We start from the raw sequence: 20928 nt of genomic DNA, 5'->3' as shown, positions 1-20928 counted from the left end.
TCGACAACCGTCGCTCGCTCCCACATACGGAGTCACGCCCTGAAGCGGGACAGCGGGACAGCGGGACTGCGGGACTGCGGGACAGATCTAGGGTGGGCGTGTGACCGACAGCAGCAAGCGCCCGATCGCCGTGTTCGACTTGGACAACACCCTCGCCGACACAGCCCACCGCCAGCGGTTCCTGGAACGCAAGCCGCGCGACTGGGACGCGTTCTTCGCCGCCGCACCGGACGACCCGCCGATCCCGGAGGGCGTCGCGCTGGTGCTGGAGAGCGCGAAGGAGTGCGAGATCGTGTATCTCACCGGTCGGCCCGAGCGCTGTCGGCGCGACACGCTGGACTGGCTCGCCGCGCAGGGGCTGCCCGACGGGCGCGTCCACATGCGCCGCAACGACGACCGCAGGCCCGCCCGCCGCACCAAGCTGGAGATCCTGCGCGGCCTGGCCCGCAACCGGGACGTCCGCGTGCTCGTGGACGACGACGAATTGGTGTGCGGGGACGCCGAACGGGCCGGCTTCCCGGTCGTACGGGCCCACTGGACGGCCCCGTCGGCCGCCCTGGAGACGGCGCAGGAGGTGGAGGGGCGGACCTGAGGGGTCCGGCCGGGGACGACTTGCCCCGTGCGTCAGGCACCGTGCGGCGGCTGGCTTGTGTGCCCGGCTGGTCGAGGCCTGACGCGGGGGCAGCATCGTCCGCTGGCTCGTCAGGTACCGGTCCGGAGGCACGCCGGCCCGGTCCCCCGCTCGCCTTGAACCCGTTCCGCTGGCTGCGCCGTCTGCCTGGCGTGTGAGGTGCTGGTCTCGCGGCGCCGGCTTTCTGCGAAGCGGGTCGGGCGTTTTTTGCGGGCTGGCCTCGTCCAGGTCGTACACGGGCCCGGCTGTTCATGGAGCGGCCCCGCTTCCCGGGCGCCTGCCAGACGTTGCCCCCTCGGGCCGGCCCGTCAGTGGCCTGGCCGGAGGCTGCCCGGCCCGTCCGGTGCCGCCGGAAACCTGCTACGTCTGCCGGCCCGTTCGGCGCAAGCCCGGAACCTGCTACATCTGCCCGGCCCGCCCGCCGCCGCCCGCACCCTCCCCGTCAGGCCGACTCGTCCAGGCGGAAGCCCACCTTCAGGCCGACCTGCCAGTGGGCGATCTGACCCTCCTCGATCTGGCCCCTGACCTGGGTCACCTCGAACCAGTCGAGATTATGGAGAGTCTGCGAGGCGCGGGAGATGCCGTTGCGGATGGCCTGGTCGACTCCGTCGGGTGAGGTGCCGACGATCTCAGTGACCCGGTAGGTGTGGTTCGTCATGCGGGTGCTCCTCTCCGTGACACCTGCGTCACGCGTCACTCCACCGTGCCCCAAGGCGGGGCGGAGCGCGACACGTCCGGGCTGCTTTCCTGCTGGGGCGTGCGGCGCGCGCGCCGTCGCGAGCGGGCGCCCTTGGCCCGCGGTTTGCGGGCGGCCTCGTCGCGGCTGGGCGGTGGCGTGTCGGCCGGGCGGTCGTTCCAGGCCTCGTATCCATGGAACCCGTCGAGCCCGACCGGCGGCGCCTCCTGCGGGGTGAAGGACGCCGCCGAGATGCCGGGTCGCGATGAGGAGGCCTCCTTCACTGCGGCCAGCGCCAGGGTTTCGGTGTCGGGTACCTCGGCCGCCGTCCGGTAGGTGATCGTGTCCGGCAGCATGACGAGCGACGTCGTGCCGGACTGTTCGCCGGCGGGGCGCAGCTGGACGAGGATGCCGTGCCGGCCGGCCAGTCTGCCGACCACGAACAGTCCCATGTGCTGGGAGATCTCGGCGTCCACGGTCGGCGGATCGGCCAGCTTGCGGTTGATCATCGCGAACTCCTCCGCCGGCAGGCCGATGCCCTGGTCGTGGATCTCGAGCATGATGCGGCCGTCCGGCAGATGGACGGCGGTCACACGGACCTCCGAGTGCGGGGAGGAGAACGAGGTGGCGTTCTCCAGCAGTTCGGCCAGCAGATGGACGAGGTCGGTCACGGCCCGGCCGTGGATCTCGGCCTCCGGAATGCCGGAGAAGGTGATGCGCTCGTACTGCTCCACCTCGGAGGAGGCGGCACGGATGACGTCGATCAGCGGCAGCGGCCGGTCCCACTGGTGGGCGGGTTTCTCGCCGCCGAGTACGAGGAGGTTCTCACCGTTGCGGCGGACCCGGGTGGCGAGGTGGTCCAGCCGGAACAGGTTCTCCAGCTGGTCCGGGTCGGTCTCGTGGTCCTCCAGGTGGGTGATCAGGGCCAGTTGACGCTCGATCAGGGACTGGTTGCGCCGCGACAGATTGGTGAAGATCGTGTTGATGTTGCCGCGCAGCAGGGCCTGTTCGGCGGCGAGCCGCACGGCCTCGCGGTGGACGTGGTCGAAGGCGCGGGCGACCTCACCGATCTCGTCCGTGCTGGTGATCGGGATGGGGGCGACCCGGGGGTCGACCTGGACAGGGGCGGCCCGCGACAGGCGGGTGATCAGTGCGGGCAGCCGCTGCCCGGCGATCTCGATGGCGGAGGCACTCAGCCGGCGCATACGGCGGCTCATCGTGCGCGCCACCCAGGCGGCGAGGAGGAAGGCGACGAGCACCGACGCGATGACGAGCAGCGCGTTGATGATCGCGTCACGGCGGGCGTCGTCGGCGATGTCACGGGCGCCCGCGAGGGCCGTGTCGGTGAGGTGGACCTCGATGCTGCGGTAGGCGTCGAAGCCGAGCGTGGACGCGGCGAAGAACGACTCGGGTGTGATGCCCTCGGCGGTGAGCTGCGTGGTCGTCCGGCCGGCGGCGATCTCGCCGACCATCTTGTCCAGGTCGGGTGGGGCGAGGTAACTCCGGCCTGCCGCCTTGGCCTTGGCCGCAGCGTCGGCCCGCTGCTGCTCACCCTGTGCGGCCGCGGCCGCCAGTGCCTTCCGCAGCCGTGCCATGTCGTCGGCGGTGCCGGCACCCGCGTACTCCTGGAGCGCGACCTTTTCGAGATAGGCGTACGAGCGGAAGGACGCGAGCTGGGTGTCCAGTTCGCCCGGGGCGAGGGTGGCGCGGTCCTCGGCCAGCAGATGGGTCCCGATGGAGCGGATCAGGGACTCGGCCGCCTGGGTCAGGGAGATGGCGTAGAGGGTGCGGCCGAAGCTGGCCTGGTTGTTGCTGCCGAAGCCCAGCTCGTTCGAGATCTCCATCAGGGGATGCTGGACGAGGTGGTAGCTCTCCTCGGTCTGCACACCGGTCAGGCGTGAGGTGAACGCATTCGCTCGCACCGTCGGCAGCTGCTTCTCGCCGGCGCGGACCAGTCCGACGCGCCGCAGGAGGCCGGCGTTCTGCGGCATGCGGTCGACGGCCCGGTCGAAGGCCTTGGCATCCTCGTCGGTGGTCCTGCGGGCCTGCACCACCGCGGCGGCGGTCCGTTCGCCCTTGAGCAGCGGGATGACCGACACATCACGCTCGTTGATCGCGTCGCTGGCGTACTTGTTCGCCGCCTGCACCAACTCGGCCACCCGGACCGCGTCGTCGGCTGCCTGCCAGGTGTCCACGGAGTGCTTGACCCGGATGCCGCCGAGGACGAGGGCGACGATGACCGGGATCAGCAGCACGGCCCTCAGACGCCTGGCCACAGGCCAGTTGCCGGTCAGGGACCTCCGCGGCGGGTCTTCGGATGTCGGGGAAACCGTGTTCGGCAAGATCGTCCTATCGCTGCGGGATCGCCTGACGTTCGACGCAGGCCCGGCATATCTCTTTACGTCCCGCCTACCGCCCACCGTTCACCCGACGCCCCTGTAACGCCGTTTTTCATGGGGTCAGTTGTGGCTTGTGCGCTGTCGGCGGCCGGCCGAGGAGCTTTTTGAACGCGGCCGTGTAGGCGGCGGGATTGTCGTAGCCGAGCAGGGCGGCGATGCGGGTGACGGGCATGCCCTCGGTGAGATGCTGCAGGGAGTGCAGGATGCAGGCCCGTTGGCGCCACTGCGAGAAGCTCAGACCGGTGCCGCTGCGGAACAGACGGGCGAGGGTGCGCTCGCTGATGTTGAGCGCCGCGCACCAGCGCGCCGGCGGGTCATGGATGTCCGGCCTCTGCAGGAACGCCTCGCACAGTCCGCGCAGCCGCGGCTCGGACGGCAGCGGCACATCGAGGGGCAGCGGCGTGAGGTTCCTGAGCTCGTGGAGGAGGAGGGCGGCGAGTGCCGCGTCACGGCTGTGCTCGGCGTAGCACGGTTCCATGTCCACGGCGGCCAGGATCAGCGCCCGCAGCAGGTCGGAGACGTCGACGGCCTGGCAGCGGGCGGGAAACCACGGCACCGCGGCGGGTTCGATGTAGAGACTGCGGGTGCTGACGCCCGTCATCGTGACCTGATGCCTGGTCAGGGGTGGGATCAGTACCGCGCGGGCCGTGGGGATCGTCCAGTTGCCGTCGTCCGTCTCGACTCGCATGACGCCGGTGGCCGCATACAGGACCTGGGCGCGGCGGTGCTCGTGCCGGACGAGCAGATGGTCGTGGGGGTAGTCGGTGCCGATGGCCAGCACGGCACGGTCGAGGTCGTCCACCTCCGCGACCGGGATGTTGCGCATGCCGCGAGACTACGCAAGCCACAAGGGCCGTGTCTGCTGCGCGTAGGAGATTGGCCATTCATCGATTGCCCGCCATGTCGCCTGATCCCTAGCGTCTGACCAGTGCTGATCTCCTTCTCCACCCTCCTGTTCTTCGGCTGCCTGACCGGCCTGACGACGGTCCTCTTCGGCTTCGGCGGTGGCTTCATCACCGTTCCCGTCGTCTACGGCGTCCTGAGCGTCACGACGTGCTCCGCGGCGGACGCCATGCACATCGCGGTGGCGACCTCGGCCGCGGTCATGGTCGTCAACTCCGTGGTGGCGGCGCTGGCCCAGTGGCGTCAGGGCCGACTGCGCCGCGCGTACGTGTGGCCGCTCGCGGCGTTCATCGCCGTAGGCGCGGGCGCCGGATCCTTCGCGGCCACCCTGATCGGCGGTACGGCACTACGCCTGCTGTTCGCGGTCTACCTACTGGTGACGATCGCCGACAGTGTGCTGCGCAAGGGCTTCCTTGCGGTGGCGCACCGGACGGGCCCGAAGCCGCTGGGCCGGGCCACGACCACCCTCGGCGGAACCGCAATCGGTCTCGTGGCCGCCGGCCTGGGCGTGGGCGGCAGCGTCATGACGGTCCCGCTCCTGCGCCGCAGGGGTCTGCCCATGGCCGAGGCGACCGCCATGGCCAACCCGCTCAGCGTCCCCGTCGCCGTGGCCGCGACCCTCGTCTATGCCCTCGCCCCGACCGCACCGGCCTGCACGGGACAACTCGGCTACGTCGACCTCACCGCGGGCGCCGCACTGCTCCTCGGCTCGCTGCCCACCATCGCGCTGGCGAGGCGGCTCACCGCCCGGGTCCCGGACCGTGTCCACTCCATCGCCTACGTCCTGCTGCTCGTGGCCGTACTGGTCGTGATGGTGGCAGTGCAGGGCCGCCACCCCGTCGGATCGTGACCGGGATGGCGGCCGGTGTTCGTGTGGTGCCGGTCAGGACGGGGCCACGGCGCGGCCGGTCTGCGGGGAGATCATGCCTGCGCACAGATTGCGGGCGGCCAGGCCCTGCGCGATACGGGGGATCGCGGCGACCGTGTTGGCGGGCCAGTCGTGCATGAGGATGACCTGCCCGTTGGTGAGCCGGCCGGCGGCGGCCACGATCGCATCCGTACTGGCGCCGTTCCAGTCCTGCGAATCGACCTGCCAGAGGACCTCGGTCAGACCGTACTTGGCCTCCACGACCTTCACGGTCGCGTTGGTCTCGCCGTACGGCGGCCGGAACAGTCTCGGCGTGCCGCCTCCCGCGCCCGCGATGGCCTGCTGGGTGCGGGAGATCTCCGAGTCGATCTGTGCCTGGCCGAGCTGGGTCAGGTGCGGGTGGGTGTAGCTGTGGTTGCCGACCCACATGCCCGCGGCGACCTGGGCCTTCACCTGCGCCGGGTAGGCGGCGGCATAGCGGCCCTCGTTGAACATCGTGGCCCGCAGCCCGCTCTGCTTCAGGGCGCCCAGCAGGGCCGGTGTGTTGCCGGACGGCCCGTCGTCGAAGGTGAGCCCGACATAGCCGTTGCAGGTGGCGGCCTGTGCCGGGGCGGCGTGGAGGGTGAGGGTGCCCGTGGCGGCCAGGGCGACGGCGGCCAGCGTCGTCGTCCAGGGACGTAACGGGAGACCTCGTCCGGTGCTCATCCCGACACCGTGATGTTGGAGCTGCCGCTGCTCTGGTAACCCTCGGTCGCGAGGATCATGTAGTACTTGAAGCTGCCGAGGGGCATTCCGGCGCGGGCCCAGGCGTCGAAGTGGTTGCCGGTGGTGATGGTGCCGCCGGTCCGCTTCGACTGCCGCACGCTCCAGTACTGGTTGAAGGTCCTGTTGCCCTCGACGGACGGGGCGTTGTACCGCGTCGTCTGGTAGATGTCGTACGTGCCGCCGTCGCTGTAGACCGTGCCCTTGTACGTCCCCGTGGGCCGGTAGGTGCCCCAGTTGTCGACGATGTAGTACTCGACGAGCGGGTTCGACGTCCAGCCGTACAGCGACAGATAGCCGTTGCCGGACGGGTTGAAGCTGCCCGAGTAGCTCACGTTCCTGCGCCCGCCGGTGCTCCAGCCCTTGCCGGCGACGAAGTTGCCGGTGTTCCTCCAGCTGGTGCTGTAGTTGCCGCCGGAGTTCAGGGTCATGGAGACCGTGCCCGGGGCGTCGGTCCAGAACGAGTAGTAGAAGCCGTTGTCGGTGCCGGTCTGGTTCGAGGTGATGACCGTGGCGGCGCGGGCGGTGCCGGGCAGGGCCAGCGCCGCGGTGGTGCCCAGCAGCAGCGCGCAGGCGCCCCTGCGGCTCATCGTGTGTGCGGGTGCGATGTCCATGTGCGGGTTCCTCCTCGTCGGTCCGAGGCCGGATTGAGGCCGGGTTTTGGTCCAGAGTGTTGGCCTGTCCCCGTCAAGCGTCAATAGTTTCGGCATTGATCGCGAAACATTCGTAGGGTTGTGCAGCAGTTATCTGCCATGAGAACAGATATTCAGAGCATCACTGGGTGCTACATCTCGAATGTTTCGAAGGATTTCCGGACCCCTGAACCCCCGAAGTCGGTGGATGCGCTTACGTTGCGTCCACGTCGGCAAAGAGGAGGTGGTGGTCCGAGTACGAGGTGGGTTGCACACGGTGCCCGAGCGGGGCGATACCTCGTAGGAAGACGTAGTCGAACCTGCTGTGCCAGTCGGTGGTCGGCTGGCAGCTGCCGGCGGGCGAGGGACGGCACCGCGGGTCCGCGTCCGCGGCCACAGCCCACATCCGGGCGAGCTCGGGGGCCTCGGGTACGGCGTTGAAGTCACCAAGGACGATGGCCCGGTCGTGCCGGGCGACCTCGGTGGCGAGTACGGCGGTCTGTTCCGCGCGGACTGCCTCTTGGCGCCGTTGGGCGAGGTGGGTGTTGAAGACCCGGACCGGCCGGCCGTCCACCGTGGTGGTGACGGCCATGTAGCCACGGTCCTCGGAGCCGCCGTCGGGGTATTCCACGGTGACGCGGTCTGTCATCGGCGCCGCCGAGAGGACCGCCTGGCCGAAGCCTCCCGGAATCCACGGCGCCCCACCACAGCGACCCCAACTCCGAAGGACCGGGCCGTACTCGACGTGGTAGACCAGCCCGTAGAGGCGCTTCAGATGGTCCCGGATCCGCTCGACGTCACTCACACACGCTTCCTGCAGGCCGATGACCTGGGGTGCATACGTGGCGATCTCCGCCGCCCGGTCGACGTCGCCCGCCTCGCAGGGATTGCAGAGGTTCCACGTCATGACCCGGTTCGGTACGACATCGCCTGCGGCATCGGCGGGCAGTGACCTGGCGAAGAGGGCACCGCCCGGGACACTGGGGCCGATGAGCAACATGCAGGCCACGGCCATGGCACCGGCAAGCAGCCGAGTGCCCCTTTCGAGCACCTTCGCCTCCTCGCAGCATCCGGCTTCTCCCTGCACGAGGCTACGGGACCCGGTTGTCGGCAAGGGCTGTTGTGCCAGTCACGACTGACGGGCCCGACCGCCGTTCCCGGCGGTCGGGCCCAGGGTGCAGAGGTCAGCGCGCCACGCTCAGCGACAGCGCGAAGCGGCCCTCCTCGTCCGTCCACCAGTGGGCCAACTCCAGGCCCGCCGCGGACAGTTCGGTCCGTACGCCCTCCTTGCGGAACTTCGCCGACACCTCGGTGCGCAGTTCCTCGCCCGCCTCGAAGTCGACGGCGAGGTCGAGTGCGGGGATCTTCACCGACTGAGCTGTACGTGAGCGCAGGCGCATCTCGATCCACTCGTTGGCGGTGTCCCACAGGGCGACGTGGTCGAAGGCGCCGGGGTCGAAGTCGGCGCCCAGCTCGCGGTTGACGACCGTCAGGACGTTCTTGTTGAAGGCCGCCGTCACACCGGCCGCGTCGTCGTACGCCCGGACCAGCACCTTCTCGTCCTTGACGAGGTCCGTCCCGAGCAGCAGCGCGTCACCGGGGGAGAGGAGGGAGCGGATCGAGGCGAAGAAGGCGGCCCGTTCGACCGGCAGCAGGTTGCCGATCGTGCCGCCGAGGAACGCGATCAGGCGAGGGCCAGGCGTGTCCGGCAGCGTCACCCTCGCCGTGAAGTCGGCGATCAGCCCATGGACCTGGAGGCCGGGACGCTCGGCGACGAGCGCCTGCCCGGCCTGGGTGAGCGCGCTCTCGCTGACGTCGACGGGCACGTACGTGTGCAGCCCGGTGAGCGCGTCCAGGAGGTAGCGCGTCTTCTCCGACGACCCCGAGCCGAGTTCGATCAGGGTACGGGCGTGTGTCGCCGCGGCGATCTCGGCGGAGCGGGCGATGAGGATCTCCCGCTCGGCGCGCGTGGGGTAGTACTCGGGCAACTCGGTGATCTGCTCGAACAGCTCGCTGCCGTGCGCGTCGTAGAACCACTTCGGCGGCAGCGTCTTGGGGGTGCCGGTGAGGCCGTGCAGGACATCGGCGCGCAGGGCGGCGTCCGTGGCGTCCTCGGGCAGGGTGCGGGTGAGAAGGAACGGACTCACGTACGGGGCTCCTTCGGCAGTGCGGGGGCCGAGGCGTCGCTCGGCTCCTTGAGGGGGGTGAGCAACACGTCGGTGCGGCTCGCCGCGAGCAGGGTGCGGTCGGGGACCTCCTGCCAGTGCGGGTCGTCGTCGTAGGGCTCGGAGGCCACGACGGTGCCGCGGCCGGGCCGGGACAGGTACCAGAGGGTGTCGCCCCAGGTGGTCGCGGTGATGGTTTCGCCGTTGGTGAGCAGCAGGTTGAGGCGGGAGCCGGGCGCCGCCTCGGCGACCTCCACGACCGTGTCGGCCAGGGCCTGCCCTTCGTCGTCCCCGGCCCGTAGCCGCGCCAGGACCAGCGCCCACACGAGCGCCGAGTCGTTGCGGGCCTCCATCGACAGCACGTCGACCGCGGGCAGGCTCGCCACCAGGGGCGCCAGCGAACCCGGCCACCCCTTCACGGCGCCGTTGTGGCTGAACAGCCAGGGCCCGGCCGCATACGGAGCCGCCGCGGCCTCCGCGTCGGCACCCGACAGAGTCGCATCCCGTACGGCGGCCAGGACCGCCCCCGAGCGCACGACGCGGGCCAGGTCGGCGAAGGACAGGTCGGCCCAGATGGGCCCGGCCCGGCGGTAGCGGGCCGGCACCGGGTCGCCCTCGGCGTACCAACCCACCCCGAAACCATCGGCGTTGACCGTCCCGTACCGCTGCCGCCGAGGCGCCCACGACTGGCGGTAGAGGCCGTGCGCGGGCTCCACGATTACCCTGCCGAGCGGCTCCTCGAGCCCCAGATAGGCCAGATGACGGCACATCAGACCTCTCCCGCGGAGCGGGCGGTGCGGAACCCGGAGAAGATCTGCCGCCGGATCGGGTAGTCCCAGTTGCGGAACGTGCCCCGGCAGGCCACCGGGTCCACGGCGAACGAGCCGCCGCGCAGCACCTTGTACTCGGGCCCGAAGAACACCTCCGAGTACTCCTTGTACGGGAAGGCCTCGAAGCCGGGGTAGGGCGCCAGGTCGCTCGACGTCCACTCCCACACGTCGCCGATCAACTGCCGTACGCCGAGCGGTGATTCGCCCGCGGGGTAGCTGCCGGCCGGGGCCGGGCGCAGATGCCGCTGCCCGAGGTTGGCGTGCTCGGGCGCCGGGTCGGCGTCGCCCCACGGGTAGCGCATCGAGCGGCCGGTCGCGGGGTCGTGGCGGGCGGCCTTCTCCCATTCGACCTCGGTGGGCAGCCGCCGTCCGGCCCAGCGGGCGTAGGCGTCGGCCTCGTACCAGCACACGTGCAGGACCGGCTCGTCGGGCGGTACGACCTCGGTGATGCCGAAGCGGCGGCGGAGCCACTGCTTGCCGTCACGCTTCCAGAACAGCGGGGCGTGCAGGGAGTGCTCGCGGATGTGGGCCCAGCCGGCCGGCTTCCACCAGCGCTCGTTGTCGTAGCCGCCGTCGGCGATGAACGCCTGGTAGGCGGCGTTGGTCACCGGGGTGGTGTCGATGTAGAACGGCGCCACCTCGCGCCGGTGCGCCGGGCGTTCGTTGTCCAGCGCCCACGGCTCGGTGGAGGTCCCCATGGTGAACGGGCCGCCCGGGACGAGGACTTCGGCCGGGCCCGTGAACAGCGGCACCGGTTCCGGGTCCGGGGCGGTCAGGGCCTGCGGGCCCTTGCGGAGCTGATGGGTGATCAGCATCGTCTCGTCGTGCTGCTGCTCGTGCTGCGCGATCATCCCGAAGGCGAAGCCGGCCTCGGTGAGCCGGGTGCCGTGGAAGTCGGCGCTCTCCAGCAGGTCCATCACCCGCCCGCGCACCTCGGCCGCATAGGTGCGGGCCTCGGCGGGCGGCAGCAGCGGCAGCGAGGGCCGCTCGGAGCGCGGGTGCTCGAAGGCGTCGTAGAGGCCGTCGATCTCGGGGCGCATCGCCTCCCGGCCGGCGACGGCCCGCAGCAGCCACAGCTCCTCCTGGTTGCCGATGTGCGCCAGGTCCCACACCAGAGGCGACATCAGCGGCGAGTGCTGCGCGGTCAGGTCGGGCTCCTCGACACAGCTGGTCAGGAGCGTGGTGCGGTCGCGAGCGGTGGTCAGGGTGGTCAGGGCCCGCTCGCGGAGGGTCTCTGCGTCGATCGAGGATTCGTCGAGGGCGGGGTCGGTCATGATGTGCGCAGGTCCTTCCCGTGCGGGCGCCGGTCGGTGCCGCGCACCCGGTCCAGCAGGTCGTCGGCGGGGCTGCGGCCCTTGCTGACATAACGGTCCAGGTACGCCGATACGGCATCGGTGACCTGGGTGGTGGCGCCGAGCCGGGGCAGGGCCTCGAGCGCTGCCCTGAAGCAGGTGACGGCCGCCTCCTGCAGTTCGGGGTCGGCCAGGCCCTCTCGGGCCGCGTCGATCCACAGCGGATTGTGCGGCGCCGGCAGTGTCAGCGTCCGTTCGGCCAGGGGCTTCACGGTGCGGTACGCGGTCTCGGCGGCCTCCGGGTCGTCGAAGAGCGCCTTCGTCACGGCGAGCGGGACGATCCACCCGTCCTCGCCGGGCTGTGCGTCGATCATGCGCAGTTCGAGGAACCCACGCGGTCTGACCGGCGGGAACAGTGTCGTGATGTGGTAGTCGAGGTCCTCACGGGTGGGCGGTCTCGGCGCCCCCGACCTGGTCCACTCCCGGAAGGTCAGCCCCTCCGGAACGTCCCAGGGCCCGTCGTCCCCCCGTATGCACATCACCGGCGCGTCCATGACGTGCCGGGCCCAGGTCCGGCGGGGATCGCCGTCCAGCGGGGGTGCGCCCGCGCGGCCGGGGCCGATCTCCAGCCACAGCAGCTGCCGGGTGGAGCGCCAGCCGGTGGGTTCGTGTCCGGCCAGCGGGGAGTTGGCGAAGGCGGCCACCAGGACCGCGCCCAGCTGGTGCGCCAGCCACCAGCGGCGGCCGTGGCCGAGGGGGCCGGGCTCCTCGTGACCGGCGTCCAGGCAGACCTGGACGGAGGCCGAGGTGCACATCATGCGGCGCCCGGACGGCCCGGTGCGGTCCAGGCAGGTCTCCATGGCGTCGTAGCGCCGCTCGTGCAGGAAGCGGCGGGGCGGATGCCAGGGGTCGTGGCCGATGCCGACGAGGCCGAGATCCTGCCCGGCGAGGACCGAGCGGACGGCGTCGAGATCGGCGGAGACGGTACCGATGCACTCCATCAGGGAGGCGGCGGGCGGCGAGCTCAGCTCCAGCTGGCCGCCGGGCTCGATGGTGAGCGCCGACCTCAGGGGCACGGTCCGCAGTGCGGCGTAGGCCGCTTCGAGTCGTTCGGGTGTGACGGGGAGCTGCGGTCTGCGCAGCTCGTGGACGAGCCATTCCACTTCGACCCCGACAGTGCGGGGCGGGCCGGTCTTGAAACAGATGCCCCGGACCAGTGCCTCCACCTCGGCTGGGGTGAGGGCGGTGCGGGGCTCCGTACAGTCGCTTGCCGGAGCGGCGCTCGGCGTATCTGACATGTCGGGAACCTCCTGAGATTCGACCGTGTCGCCGACCAGGCCCGTCAGGTACCCGGACGGCAGCACTCGTCCCACCCAAGACCCTCCCGCCGCATCGCACAAGGGTGCGTATCGGCATGTTCCGGCTCGGTAATCTCCTCGTTCCGGGCGTTTCCTGTGGCTTTCCTGGGCGTTCGCGGACGCGGAAACTCTGTTGCACCGCACGTCCAGGATCGCCCACGATCGGTCCATGAGCACGACGGGGGAGCGCGCACGGCGCGCGAGCATGGCGCACACGGGGGTGGCGCCATGAGCGCGCGCCTGCGCGGCATCGCGCAGCAGACGGAACAGATCGTGGCGGCGGGCGCGTATCGGGCGCCCGACGGGCGCGAGGTGTCCCTTGCCGCGGCGGTGGAGGCGGCGCGGTCCGGTACGCGGATGTACGGGCCGGGCCCCGTGCAGGTGTCACCGGCCGCCCCTGTCGACACGTTCTTCGAGGTCACGGGCGAGAGCAGCCTGGAGGCGGCGCGCCGGATCGGTGGGAGGGTCGCAGTGCTGAACTTCGCCTCGGCCCGCAACCCGGGCGGCGGTTTCCTCAACGGCGCCCAGGCCCAGGAAGAGGCCCTGTGCCGCGCCTCCGCGCTGTACACGTGCCTGCTGCGGGCCCCGGAGTTCTACGACCACCACCGCACCCACCGCGACCCGTTCCACACCGACCGGGTCATCCACTCGCCGGCGGTGCCCGTCTTCCGTGACGACCACGGCCGCCTGCTGGACGAGCCGTACACCGCGGGCTTCCTGACCGCGGCCGCCCCGAACGCGGGAGTGATCAGGCGTACGGCGCCGGAGCGCGCGGCCGAACTGCCGCACGCCCTGGCCGCCCGCGCCGAGCGGGTGCTGGAGACGGCCGCCGTCCACGGCTACCGGCGACTGGTGCTGGGCGCCTGGGGCTGCGGGGTCTTCCAGAACGATCCGGCGCAGGTGGCGGGCGCCTTCCGGACGCTGCTCGGCCCCGACGGCCGATTCGCCCGGACCTTCGAGCGGGTGACGTTCGGGATCCTGGACCGCACGACGGGCCATACGGTCCGAGGCGCGTTCGCACATGCGTTTCCGGTGGCGCAGCCGCAGCCGAGTCGGTGAGCCCCCCGCAGACGGGGGATGCTGCGGGGGACTCACACCGGAAGACGGACGAAAGACGGTCCGCGTTCCCCGCTCCGGTACTTTGCTTGTCGTTGCTTTCGCACAGGCCTTATAGGTCCTGAGTGGTGCGCTATGGGTCCTGACTGGTGCGGTCTCAGGGAGTCTGGCCGATCTGCAGGCCGGGGCGGCGACGGTGGACCGTCAGATAGGCGAGGCCGTCGTCCCCCGCGGTGATGCTGCGAGTGGAGCCGTGGGGGAGCCAGAGCAGGGTGCCGGTGGTCAGGGACTGTGGCTCGTCCTGCCGACCGGCGCCGAGGACGCCGTCGCCTGCAACGACGAGTACCAGTACGTCGAGGTCGGGCTCCGCGTGCGGGGCGATACGGCGGCCCGGAGTCAACCGGACCACATTGGCGTCGAGTTGGCGTCCGCTCTCGGCGAGCTTCCACAGCACCGCGGTATCCCTCGAAGCCGTGGCGCTCAAGGCGGCGGTGTTGCCCAGGACGCGCGGGACCGCCGCCTCCGCCCCCCGGCCGGCCCGCCTCTCGGCCTTGCTCATCGGCTCCCCTCCGTCTGTTCGCGCTCGCCGGCCGTGCCGCTTGCCCACCAATTATTACAAGTATTATTTGGAGAAAATGGTCGCAGGTGGGAGGGGAGTAAGGGGCATGTCAGGGGCGCACAGAAGCCCGCGCCGGCGCGAGATCCTCGATGTGCTGCGCACGGCCGCGGCCCCGCTCGGCGTCGCGGAGACGGCCGAGCGCATCGGCGTCCACCCCAACACCGTTCGCTTCCACCTGGAGGCCCTGACCGGCGAGGGCCTGGTCGAGCGGCGCGTGCTGGAGCCCTCCGGGCCCGGGCGACCGCGCACCGTCTACGCCCCGAGGCCGGGCATGGACCGTGGCGGAACCCGCAGCTATCGGCTGCTCGCGCAGATGCTGCTCGGCCGGCTCGCCGCCACGGGTCCCGACGCGCGGTCCACCGCGATGGAGGCGGGACGGGCCTGGGGCCGTTCCCTGGTCGAGGCGCCGCCCCCGTCCAGTCGGCCCACCCCCGAGGAGTCGGCGGGCCGGCTCGTCGAGCTGCTGGACGGCCTGGGATTCGCCCCGGACCCGGAAGGCGGCAAGGTCCCCGCACGGATCCGGCTGCGGCACTGTCCCTTCCTCGAACTCGCCGAGGAGTACGGCCACTTGGTCTGCCCGCTGCATCTGGCGCTGATGCAGGGCGCACTGGCCGAGCTGCGCGCCCCGCTGACCGCGACCGATCTCGAACCGTTCGCCGAACCCGATGTGTGCCTGGTCCACGTGGCGCCCGCAGCGCGGCGGACGGCAGAAAGGCATCCTTGATGCATCCGACGTGGGCCGCAGTGGCTGTCGCGGCCACCTTCGTCTGGCTCGGCATGGTGCTGGCGATCTCCTTCCTGGAAGCACCGCTGAAGTTCCGCGCGCCGGGCGTGACCATTCCCATCGGGCTGGGGATCGGCCGGCTGGTCTTCCGGGCGCTGAACCTCACCGAGGCCGTGCTCGCCGTCGTGGTCGTGGCCGCCGTCGCGGCGGGCGATCCGCCCGGCCGGGTCGTGGGGCCGGTCGCCGCCGCGGCGGTGCTGCTCCTCGCACAACTGCTCGCGGTACGCCCGCGCCTCAACCGTAGGTCCGACCGGGTCCTGGCGGGCGAGGACCTGCCCCGCTCGCGAGACCACCTGTACTACGTCGCCCTCGAGGCCGCCAAGGTCGCGGCTCTGATCGCCCTGGGAACCGGTCTGCTGACTGCCGGGTGAGGGAACCTTCTTCGGGTCGAACGGGTCTTCTCACTCGGGGCGGGCGTCGAGCGGCCGCCCGTGACCAGCGAAACCCACTTGCGCCACCCCGATAGCATGTTCGAGCCCACGACGATCGCCGCCCAGTCCGCCCTCTACCGAGAAACCTTGCCGGCCAGCACGAAAACGACCTGACCAACCACCATCTGAAAAATCGGCCAGCCAATTGATACCCAGAGAATCGCGGTTGTCCCCGCGAATGAGATCCAGTTCTACCTTCGCCACCTGGCGGCGGCCGCGGACGCTGCTGTGGACCGCGGCGGGTGTAGTGGTGCTCGGATTCCTCCTCGCGTTGGAGGTCGCCGCGCGCCACTACGGCCTGCCGGGGCCACTCACGACCCAGGTGCAAGAGGTGGTACTGCCCCCGAAGTCGGGATTCCTGCTGTACGCCAGCATGGGCTTGATGATGGTGGTGCTCACCCGGCGGGAGCGGTACATCGCGGCGGGTACCGCGATCGGCATCGACATCGTCTTCGTGGTGGTGCGCTGGGCGTGCGACGTCAAGGTGACCGAGGGGCACCATCCGTTCGGCAACGGCGCGTTGTGGGTCATTCTGGGCTGCGCCGTCATCGCCGTCACCCGCCGCACCGGCCGGGAACGTGTCCTGCTGCTGAAGGGCGTCGGGCTGGCCCTGCTGCTGGTGGCCGGGCGCAAGACCGGTGACACCTGGCTGCTCATCACCTCGAAGTCCCGCCACATGGTGCTCGACCAGTACGTGGCAACCGCCGATCACGCGCTGGGCAATCCGTCGTGGCTGGTGGGCCGGCTCGTCAAGGCCACCGGCCCGGTCGGCTTCCATCTTCTCGACCTCGTCTACGGCCAGCTCGCGGTGGCCGCCGTCGTCGTGACTCTGTACCAGCTGCGCAATGTGGCGGCCGAGCGCCGCTTCCCCAGCCACCATCTGGTACGCACGTTCTTGGTGATCGGCCTCCTCGGACCGGCCATCTACATGATCTTCCCGGTGGTCGGGCCGATCTTCGCGTACGGCGTCGGCACCGACCACTGGCCGAGCCCTGACATGGGGGTGGACGCACCGCCCACCGTGCACTGGGCGGTGGCCGACATATGGCCACACACCATGCCGTCCCTCAACGCCCCGCACCCGATGCCGTTCGACGCGTACACCCCACGTAACTGCATGCCCAGCCTGCACACGGCATGGGCCACCGCGATCTTCATCCATTCCCGGAAGGGCCCACGGGCGCTGCGCTTCGCCGGCACGTTCTGGCTGATCGCGACGCTCTGCGCCACGCTGGGCTTCGGCTACCACTACGGCGCGGACCTCATAGCGGGCGCGGTGTTCACGCTCACCATCGAGGCAGCTCTGCGCGCGCACACCCGCGGCTGGGACCGGTCGGGCATCCAGCTGGTCGCCCACGGCGCAACGGTCTTCGCCGCACTGCTGGTGTCGTACCGCTGTCTGCCGATGGACATGGCCAGGCACGCGTGGCTGTTCGGGCCGCTGCTCCTGCTGGCGATGATCTCGGTGATCTACGACTATGTACGGACCACCGGAGCGTGGGAGCCGACGGCAGCTCCGACGCGGCAACTGGAGCCCCAGCCCGAACCGGCGTGACAGGCGCGGGGCCCCGGCCCGTCAGGCCGGGGCCTCGCGTTCAGCTCCAGCCGTAGCGCTCCGCCAGCCGCTGCCGCACCAGGTTGAACCGGCCGCGGTCCAGGGCGCAGGCTTCGCGGCGCATGCCGTCCTCGTGCAGCCGCAGCACCCGGTCCACGTCGACCCACGAGTCGCGCCCCGACCGGTCCCAGGGCCCGCTGCCGATCGCCACCCACTCCCGGTCGTCGTCGTGCCGCTTGCTGGACAGCTGCACGGCGAGCAGCGTGCCGGCGCTCTCGCGGGCGACCACGAGCACCGGGCGGTCCTTGCCGCGTCCGTCGTTCTCCTCGAAGGGCACCCAGGTCCACACGATCTCGCCGGGGTCGGGGTCGCCGTCGTGCGCGGGGGAGTACTCGGTGCGCACCCTGCCGACCTGGCGGGGGTCGGCCTCGGTGGTGGCGGTGGGGCCGAAGCGGCCCGGGACGTTCTCATCGGTAAACGCAGTCACGCAGGCACCTTAGAGGGGCGGGGACACCCCAGCAGGCCGGGGGCCCTCGAAACCGAGGGCCCCCGGGATTGCTGTCCGCACCGCTGCCGGTGCGGCTATCCCTCCTTCTCCACGGGCACCTTCTGCGACGGCGGTACCGCCACCCCGTTCAGGGACGGCGAAGTGCCGTGCGGGGTCTGCCCGTTCTGGTTCATCGAGGCCAGCAGCTGGCGGGCCAGGCCGAGGCCGGTGCCGCCCATGGTGAGTGCCTTGGCGAGCATGTCGGCCATGCCGTCCGCGCCGTTGAGCACCACCATGTTGTCGACGCTGCCGAACGCGGACGCGCCCGCCTTGACGATCTCCGGCCAGTTCTCGGCGAGTTGCTGGGCGACGACCGCCTCCTGGTTCTCGGCGAGGGCCGCGGCCCGCGCCTTGATGGCCTCCGCCTCGGCGAGGCCCTTGGCCCTGGTGGCCTCGGCGTCCGCCAGGCCCTTGGCCTGCGCGGCGGCCGCCTCGGCCTCACCGGTGGCCTTGGTCGCCGTGGCGGCCGCGGCACCGCGTGCCTTGGTCGCCTCGGCCTCGGCACTCGCGGCCGTCTTGACCCGGGTCGCCTCGGCGGCGGCCGCCAGCTCGGTCTCCTTCGCCTTGGCCTGTGCCGCCGAGATTCTTGCGTCGCGCTCGGCCTCGGCCAGCGTGCGCTTCTCGTAGGCCTTGGCGTCCGCGGGCTTGCGGACGTCCGCCTGGAGCTGCTGCTCCCGCCGGTGCGCCTCGAGTTCGGCGACCCGGGTCTCCTGGACGACGACCTCCTGCCGGGCCGCGGCATCCGCGAGCGGACCCGCCTGCCGCGCCTGTGCGGCGGCCTTGTCCCGCTCGGCCTGGTAACCGGCCTGCAGGATCTCGCTGTCCCGGGTGGCCTCCGCCATCCGCGCGAACGACTGCTGCTCGGCCTCGGTGGCCAGCCGGTTCGACTCCGCCTGCGCGATCCGCGCGTCCCGCTGGACGGCGGAGGCGTGCGGCGCGGCCAGGTTCTGGATGTACCCCGTCGGGTCCTCGATCTCATGGATCTGCAGGGAGTCCACGATGAGCCCCAGCTTCTCCATCTCCGTGCCGCAGGCGGCCCGGGTCTGCGCGGTGAGCTTCTCCCGGTCGCGGATCATGTCCTCGACGGTCAAGCCGCCGACGATGGAGCGCAGATGACCGGCGAACACGTTGTGCACCCGCTCCGCCATCAGCTTCTGCTGGTCGAGGAAGCGGCGGGACGCGTTCGCGATCGACACGTAGTCGTCGCCCACCTTGAAGATGACCACGCCCCGCACCTTGAGCGGAATGCCCTGGTGGGTCACGCAGTCCACATGCAGTTCGGTCTCGTTCAGGTCGAGCGAGAGCTTGCGCACCGCCTGCACACCGGGCAGCACCAGCGTGCCGCGCCCGGTGACGATGCGGAATCCCATACCCTCCCCGAGCCCCTCCGTCTTGTGCTTCGAGCCGGAGATGACGAGCGCCTCGTTGGGCTCGGCGACGCGCCACATGAGCTTGAACAGACCGATCAGAACGAGAATGGAGGCAACCACCACTCCCGCAACGACGCCGACAACCATCGGCATACGCCCCCTTTGCATGGTGCCCTTTCGGCACCGAACGAAGGGAGTGTGCTCCTGCGCGAGGCCGGTGAGAAGACGCCGGTGAATCCTTGTCGTTTTCTTGACGCCCACCTCTTGCCAGGGCTCTCACCTGGGGCGGAGCATGCTCAACTGTCGTATGCGGCGGTGACGTAGACGGTCCTGGGCGGCAGGTACTCGACGACCATCACGACCGTGCCCCGCTCGATCCGGTCGCTTCCGGTGGCGGCGTACGCGAGGAAGTGCTCGGCCCCGCCCCGCACCCGGACGATCACCTCGCCGACGAGACCGGGCCCGACCGTACCGGTGACCCGCCCCATGAGCCCGACCATCGACGCATCGTCCATGGTCACAGGGTACGGGCCGAACCCGCCTACGCCGCCGGGGAGTCCGTGACGGCCCGCAGCGGCGGCCACGCCTCGTGCCAGTGCAGCTCCCCCTCCAGTTGCGCGGCGAGCGAGATCAGCAGGGGCTCGCTGCCGGCCGGCCCGAGCAGCTGCGCCCCCACGGGCAGCCCGCCGTTCACGAACCCGGCGGGCACGTTGATCCCGGGCCAGCCCAGCACGTTCCACGGCCAGGCGTACGGGCAGGCGGCGATCATCGCGCGATCGGTGGCGAAACCGCTCAACGACAGCATCGCGCCGATGCGCGGCGGGGGAGCGGCGGTCGTGGGCGCGAGGACGACGTCGTACGACTCGAAGAAGGTGCCGATACGGCGCTGCAGCACAGCCTCCGCACGCCGCGCCGCCTTCAGCGGCACCCCGCCGAGCAGTCGGCCGAGCCGGGCGGCCTCACGGGTGCGCCGGTCAAGGAGTGCGGGGAACGGCGTCTCGGCCACGCGCTCTGCGATGCCGGCGGTGGCGCGGGGGACGAAGGTGAGCCCGATCTGCCCGTAGGGCGGGTCGGCCTCCTCCACGACATGCCCCAACGCGCTGAGCTGTTCGGCCAGTTGGAGCACGCGGGCGCGGATCTCCGGCTGGAGGCGGGCCGGCACGGCGGTGAACGGCGGCTTGAGGGAGAGCGCAATACGCAGCCGCCCGGGCTCGCGGCCCACCGCCTCCAGGGCGTTGATGGCTTCCGGCCGGTGCGGATCGCGCTCGTGGTTGCCGCTCGCGGCGTCCAGGAGCAGGGCCGCGTCCGCGACCGTGCGGGCGAGGGTGCCGTTGACGGTGATGCCCTGGAACGACTCGCCGCGCGGCCAGGTGGAGATGCGGCCGCGCTGCGGCTTGATGCCGACGAGGTGGGTCCAGGAGGCGGGGATGCGCACGGATCCGGCGCCGTCGGAGCCGAGCGCGGCGGGCACCAGACCGGCGGCGACGGCCGCGGCCGACCCGCCGGACGAGCCGCCGGGCGTGTGCTCCGGATGCCACGGATTGCGCGTCGCGCCGAAGGCGGGCCCCTCGGTGAAGGGCCACTGCCCGAACTCGCAGGTGTTGGTCTTGCCGACGATCACAGCCCCGGCCGCGCGCAACCGGCGTACGGCCTCGCCGTCCTCCGCGACCGGCGGGAACTCCCCGTCGCAGCCGAAGGCGGTCGGCTCGCCGGCCACGTCCATGTCGTCCTTGACGGCGACGGGCACGCCGAGCAGCGGTGTGCGCACCCCGGCGGCCAGTTGCCGGTCCGCCGCGTCGGCCTCGGCCAGGGCGGCTTCGGCGCGCACGATCCGGAAGGCGTTGAGGGTGGACTGCGTCGCCTCGATCCGCGCGAGGGCCTGCTCGACGAGCGCGCGGGAGGTGGTCTCCCCCTCGGCGAGGGCTCGGGCGGACTCCGCCAGGCCTGCGGCACGGTCGAGCGTCATACGGGACACCTCTCCGGAACGGCGTTGTCTACTGAACGGTAACGTCCTATGGGCCGAAGCGGTACGGCATCTCGAACATCCCTT

General features: G+C 71.1%; 21 protein-coding genes. 6 read left to right on the top strand and 15 right to left on the bottom strand.

Going from position 1 to position 20928, the window contains the following annotated elements:
- The first annotated feature begins 100 nt into the window (after nt 1-100).
- Entirely contained in the window at nt 101-592 is a 492-nt protein-coding gene (locus ACFY1E_RS41300; RefSeq protein WP_389085967.1) for an HAD family acid phosphatase, read from the top strand.
- A 481-nt stretch (nt 593-1073) separates the two neighbouring features.
- Here ACFY1E_RS41300 and ACFY1E_RS41295 read toward each other — a convergent pair whose 3' ends face one another.
- The 3 genes from ACFY1E_RS41295 to ACFY1E_RS41285 form a co-directional block, all read right to left on the bottom strand.
- Nucleotides 1074-1289, bottom strand: coding sequence for a dodecin (locus ACFY1E_RS41295; protein WP_389085964.1), 216 nt, complete (start codon nt 1287-1289; stop codon nt 1074-1076).
- A 35-nt stretch (nt 1290-1324) separates the two neighbouring features.
- Nucleotides 1325-3583 carry a nitrate- and nitrite sensing domain-containing protein gene (locus ACFY1E_RS41290; protein WP_389085962.1) on the bottom strand — a complete coding sequence of 753 codons (2259 nt, stop codon included), beginning with the start codon at nt 3581-3583 and terminating at the stop codon, nt 1325-1327.
- A 175-nt stretch (nt 3584-3758) separates the two neighbouring features.
- Entirely contained in the window at nt 3759-4532 is a 774-nt protein-coding gene (locus ACFY1E_RS41285) for an AraC family transcriptional regulator (RefSeq protein ID WP_389085959.1), read from the bottom strand.
- Between the two features lie 102 nt (nt 4533-4634).
- Here ACFY1E_RS41285 and ACFY1E_RS41280 point away from each other — a divergent pair, with 102 nt between their 5' ends.
- Nucleotides 4635-5459 (top strand): sulfite exporter TauE/SafE family protein, encoded by an 825-nt coding sequence (locus ACFY1E_RS41280; protein ID WP_389085957.1) that lies wholly within the window; start codon nt 4635-4637, stop codon nt 5457-5459.
- Nucleotides 5460-5492: 33 nt separating this feature from the next.
- Here the strand turns inward: ACFY1E_RS41280 and ACFY1E_RS41275 are convergent, their stop codons facing one another.
- The 7 genes from ACFY1E_RS41275 to egtA all read right to left on the bottom strand — a co-directional run bounded on the left by ACFY1E_RS41275 (nt 5493) and on the right by egtA (nt 12456).
- Nucleotides 5493-6182: a polysaccharide deacetylase family protein gene (locus ACFY1E_RS41275; protein WP_389085955.1), complete on the bottom strand. Its 690-nt coding sequence runs from the start codon at nt 6180-6182 to the stop codon at nt 5493-5495.
- Nucleotides 6179-6853, bottom strand: coding sequence for a glycoside hydrolase family 11 protein (locus ACFY1E_RS41270; RefSeq protein WP_389085952.1), 675 nt, complete (start codon nt 6851-6853; stop codon nt 6179-6181). The genes ACFY1E_RS41275 and ACFY1E_RS41270 overlap by 4 nt, the downstream gene beginning before the upstream one ends.
- Before the next feature lie 232 nt (nt 6854-7085).
- A complete protein-coding gene (locus ACFY1E_RS41265) occupies nt 7086-7886 on the bottom strand; it encodes an endonuclease/exonuclease/phosphatase family protein (RefSeq protein WP_389086210.1) in 801 nt (266 codons plus the stop codon).
- Between the two features lie 169 nt (nt 7887-8055).
- On the bottom strand, nt 8056-9018 hold the full coding sequence (gene egtD, locus ACFY1E_RS41260) for an L-histidine N(alpha)-methyltransferase (RefSeq protein WP_389085950.1): 963 nt from the start codon (nt 9016-9018) through the stop codon (nt 8056-8058).
- On the bottom strand, nt 9015-9806 hold the full coding sequence (egtC, locus tag ACFY1E_RS41255) for an ergothioneine biosynthesis protein EgtC (RefSeq protein WP_389085947.1): 792 nt from the start codon (nt 9804-9806) through the stop codon (nt 9015-9017). The genes egtD and egtC overlap by 4 nt, the downstream gene beginning before the upstream one ends.
- A complete protein-coding gene (gene egtB, locus ACFY1E_RS41250; RefSeq protein WP_389085945.1) occupies nt 9806-11140 on the bottom strand; it encodes an ergothioneine biosynthesis protein EgtB in 1335 nt (444 codons plus the stop codon). The genes egtC and egtB overlap by 1 nt, the downstream gene beginning before the upstream one ends.
- On the bottom strand, nt 11137-12456 hold the full coding sequence (gene egtA / locus ACFY1E_RS41245; RefSeq protein WP_389085942.1) for an ergothioneine biosynthesis glutamate--cysteine ligase EgtA: 1320 nt from the start codon (nt 12454-12456) through the stop codon (nt 11137-11139). Before egtA ends, egtB begins: the two co-directional genes overlap by 4 nt.
- Before the next feature lie 288 nt (nt 12457-12744).
- Here egtA and ACFY1E_RS41240 point away from each other — a divergent pair, with 288 nt between their 5' ends.
- Entirely contained in the window at nt 12745-13575 is an 831-nt protein-coding gene (locus tag ACFY1E_RS41240) for a TIGR02452 family protein (RefSeq protein ID WP_389085940.1), read from the top strand.
- A 154-nt stretch (nt 13576-13729) separates the two neighbouring features.
- Here ACFY1E_RS41240 and ACFY1E_RS41235 read toward each other — a convergent pair whose 3' ends face one another.
- Nucleotides 13730-14131: a cupin domain-containing protein gene (locus ACFY1E_RS41235; RefSeq protein WP_389085938.1), complete on the bottom strand. Its 402-nt coding sequence runs from the start codon at nt 14129-14131 to the stop codon at nt 13730-13732.
- Between the two features lie 106 nt (nt 14132-14237).
- Here ACFY1E_RS41235 and ACFY1E_RS41230 point away from each other — a divergent pair, with 106 nt between their 5' ends.
- The 3 genes from ACFY1E_RS41230 (at nt 14238) to ACFY1E_RS41220 (ending at nt 16961) form a co-directional block, all read left to right on the top strand.
- On the top strand, nt 14238-14915 hold the full coding sequence (locus ACFY1E_RS41230; RefSeq protein WP_389085935.1) for a helix-turn-helix transcriptional regulator: 678 nt from the start codon (nt 14238-14240) through the stop codon (nt 14913-14915).
- Nucleotides 14915-15346: a hypothetical protein gene (locus ACFY1E_RS41225; RefSeq protein WP_389085933.1), complete on the top strand. Its 432-nt coding sequence runs from the start codon at nt 14915-14917 to the stop codon at nt 15344-15346. Before ACFY1E_RS41230 ends, ACFY1E_RS41225 begins: the two co-directional genes overlap by 1 nt.
- Nucleotides 15347-15584: 238 nt before the next feature.
- Nucleotides 15585-16961 (top strand): phosphatase PAP2 family protein, encoded by a 1377-nt coding sequence (locus ACFY1E_RS41220; RefSeq protein ID WP_389085931.1) that lies wholly within the window; start codon nt 15585-15587, stop codon nt 16959-16961.
- Nucleotides 16962-17001: 40 nt separating this feature from the next.
- On the opposite strand, the gene ACFY1E_RS41215 is transcribed toward ACFY1E_RS41220, so the two are convergent.
- The 4 genes from ACFY1E_RS41215 to ACFY1E_RS41200 all read right to left on the bottom strand — a co-directional run bounded on the left by ACFY1E_RS41215 (nt 17002) and on the right by ACFY1E_RS41200 (nt 20853).
- Nucleotides 17002-17448, bottom strand: coding sequence for a type II toxin-antitoxin system PemK/MazF family toxin (locus ACFY1E_RS41215; protein WP_389085929.1), 447 nt, complete (start codon nt 17446-17448; stop codon nt 17002-17004).
- A 95-nt stretch (nt 17449-17543) separates the two neighbouring features.
- Complete coding sequence (locus ACFY1E_RS41210) at nt 17544-19031, bottom strand: flotillin family protein (protein ID WP_389085926.1); 1488 nt, start codon at nt 19029-19031, stop codon at nt 17544-17546.
- Between the two features lie 143 nt (nt 19032-19174).
- Nucleotides 19175-19393, bottom strand: coding sequence for a hypothetical protein (locus tag ACFY1E_RS41205; RefSeq protein WP_365844041.1), 219 nt, complete (start codon nt 19391-19393; stop codon nt 19175-19177).
- Between the two features lie 26 nt (nt 19394-19419).
- Entirely contained in the window at nt 19420-20853 is a 1434-nt protein-coding gene (locus ACFY1E_RS41200) for an amidase (RefSeq protein WP_389085924.1), read from the bottom strand.
- Nucleotides 20854-20928 lie beyond the last annotated feature (75 nt).

The sequence above is a fragment of the Streptomyces sp. NPDC001604 genome, from assembly GCF_042893475.1.
Lineage (GTDB): Bacteria > Actinomycetota > Actinomycetes > Streptomycetales > Streptomycetaceae > Streptomyces.
Note: the sequence above shows the minus strand (reverse complement) of the source record. Positions and strands in the feature narration are given on the sequence as shown.